The 2,929-nt window shown below is 54.5% G+C and carries 1 rRNA gene; it reads left to right on the forward strand.

What is annotated here, in order from left to right:
- Positions 1-2: 2 nt before the first annotated feature.
- Positions 3-2,928 (forward strand): 23S ribosomal RNA (locus GT019_RS31440).
- Position 2,929: the final 1 nt, after the last annotated feature.

Here is a 2,929-nt window from a genome sequence, read left to right on the forward strand (position 1 = left end):
ATGGTTAAGCTACTAAGAGCGCACGGAGGATGCCTAGGCGCTAGGAGCCGAAGAAGGACGTGGCGAACAACGAAATGCCTCGGGGAGCCGTAAGCAGGCGCTGATCCGGGGATGTCCGAATGGGGAAACCCGGCTGGAGTAATGTCCAGTCACCTGTTACTGAATACATAGGTAACAAGGAGGCACACCAGGGGAACTGAAACATCTAAGTACCCTGAGGAAGAGAAAACAATAGTGATTCCGTCAGTAGCGGCGAGCGAACGCGGATTAGCCCAAACCAAGGAGCTTGCTCCTTGGGGTTGTAGGACGTCTCACATGGAGTTACAAAGGTGTTGATTAGACGAAGAGGTCTGGAAAGGCCCGCTATAAGAGGTAAAAGCCCTGTAGTCCAAAGTCAGCACTCTCCGAGACGGATCCTGAGTACCGCGAGACACGTGAAACCTCGTGGGAATCCGGCAGGACCATCTGCCAAGGCTAAATACTCCCTAGCGACCGATAGCGAAGCAGTACCGTGAGGGAAAGGTGAAAAGCACCGCGGAAGCGGAGTGAAACAGAACCTGAAACCGTGCGCTTACAAGAAGTCAGAGCCCAATTTAGGGGTGATGGCGTGCCTTTTGTAGAATGAACCGGCGAGTTACGTTCCCATGCAAGGTTAAGGTGAAGAGCCGGAGCCGCAGCGAAAGCGAGTCTGAATAGGGCGACATAGTATGTGGACGTAGACCCGAAACCGTGTGATCTACCCCTGTCCAGGGTGAAGGTGCGGTAACACGCACTGGAGGCCCGAACCCACGCATGTTGAAAAATGCGGGGATGAGGTGGGGGTAGCGGAGAAATTCCAATCGAACTCGGAGATAGCTGGTTCTCCCCGAAATAGCTTTAGGGCTAGCCTCGGCGTCGAGAGTCATGGAGGTAGAGCACTGATTGGGTGCGGGGCCCGCCAAGGGTTACCAAGTCCAGTCAAACTCCGAATGCCATGTACTTATAGCCGGGAGTCAGACAGTGAGTGCTAAGATCCATTGTCAAGAGGGAAACAGCCCAGACCATCAGCTAAGGTCCCCAAGTGTGTGTTAAGTGGGAAAGGATGTGGAGTTGCAAAGACAACCAGGATGTTGGCTTAGAAGCAGCCACCATTTAAAGAGTGCGTAATAGCTCACTGGTCGAGTGACTCTGCGCCGAAAATGTAACGGGGCTAAACACACCACCGAAGCTATGGCTTGCTACTTTGTAGCAGGGGTAGGGGAGCGTTGAATGCACGTTGAAGTCAGACCGTAAGGACTGGTGGAGCGCATTCAAGTGAGAATGCCGGTATGAGTAACGAAAAGACAAGTGAGAATCTTGTCCGCCGTAAGCCTAAGGGTTCCTGAGGAAGGCTCGTCCGCTCAGGGTAAGTCGGGACCTAAGGCGAGGCCGAAAGGCGTAGTCGAAGGACAACAGGTTGATATTCCTGTACCACCGTAAGCCGTTACGAGCAATGGGGTGACGCAGAAGGATAGTGACGCGGGCTGATGGATGCCCGTCCAAGCAGTGAGGCTGATGTGTAGGCAAATCCGCACATCGTAAGGCTGGGCTGTGATGGGGAGCGAAAATTGCAGTAGCGAAGGTCATGAGTTCAGGCTGCCAAGAAAAGCCTCTAGCCAGGTGAAGGTGCCCGTACCGCAAACCGACACAGGTAGGCGAGCAGAGTATGCTAAGGCGCTCGGAAGAACTCTCGTTAAGGAACTCGGCAAAATGACCCCGTAACTTCGGGAGAAGGGGTGCCTCGGTAGGGTGAATAGCCCGAGGGGGCCGCAGTGAAAAGGCCCAAGCGACTGTTTAGCAAAAACACAGGTCTGTGCGAAGCCGTAAGGCGAAGTATACGGGCTGACGCCTGCCCGGTGCTGGAAGGTTAAGGGGAGTGGTTAGCCGCAAGGCGAAGCTATGAACCGAAGCCCCAGTAAACGGCGGCCGTAACTATAACGGTCCTAAGGTAGCGAAATTCCTTGTCAGGTAAATTCTGACCCGCACGAATGGCGTAACGACTTGGGCGCTGTCTCAACGAGAGATCCGGTGAAATTTTAATACCTGTGAAGATGCAGGTTACCCGCGACAAGACGGAAAGACCCCATGGAGCTTTACTGCAGCTTGATATTGGACTTTGGTACGATCTGTACAGGATAGGTGGGAGCCTTGGAAACCGGAGCGCCAGCTTCGGCGGAGGCATCGTTGGGATACCACCCTGATCGTATCGGAGTTCTAACCTGGTACCGTGATCCGGTACAGGGACCGTGTCAGGTGGGCAGTTTGACTGGGGCGGTCGCCTCCTAAAATGTAACGGAGGCGCCCAAAGGTTCCCTCAGAATGGTTGGAAATCATTCGTAGCGTGTAAAGGCATAAGGGAGCTTGACTGCGAGACCTACAAGTCGAGCAGGGACGAAAGTCGGGCTTAGTGATCCGGTGGTACCGAATGGAAGGGCCATCGCTCAACGGATAAAAGCTACCCTGGGGATAACAGGCTTATCTCCCCCAAGAGTCCACATCGACGGGGAGGTTTGGCACCTCGATGTCGGCTCATCGCATCCTGGGGCTGAAGTAGGTCCCAAGGGTTGGGCTGTTCGCCCATTAAAGCGGTACGCGAGCTGGGTTCAGAACGTCGTGAGACAGTTCGGTCCCTATCTGTCGTGGGCGTAGGAAATTTGCGAGGAGCTGTCCTTAGTACGAGAGGACCGGGATGGACGCACCGCTGGTGTACCAGTTGTTCCGCCAGGAGCACCGCTGGGTAGCCAAGTGCGGACGGGATAAGCGCTGAAAGCATCTAAGCGTGAAGCCCCCCTCAAGATGAGATTTCCCAGTATGTAAGACCCCTGGAAGACGACCAGGTCGATAGGTTCGAGGTGGAAGCGCGGCAACGTGTGGAGCTGACGAATACTAATCGGTCGAGGGCTTATCCAAA

It is taken from the genome of Paenibacillus glycinis, from assembly GCF_009909185.1.
Taxonomy (GTDB): Bacteria; Bacillota; Bacilli; order Paenibacillales; family Paenibacillaceae; genus Paenibacillus_Z; species Paenibacillus_Z glycinis.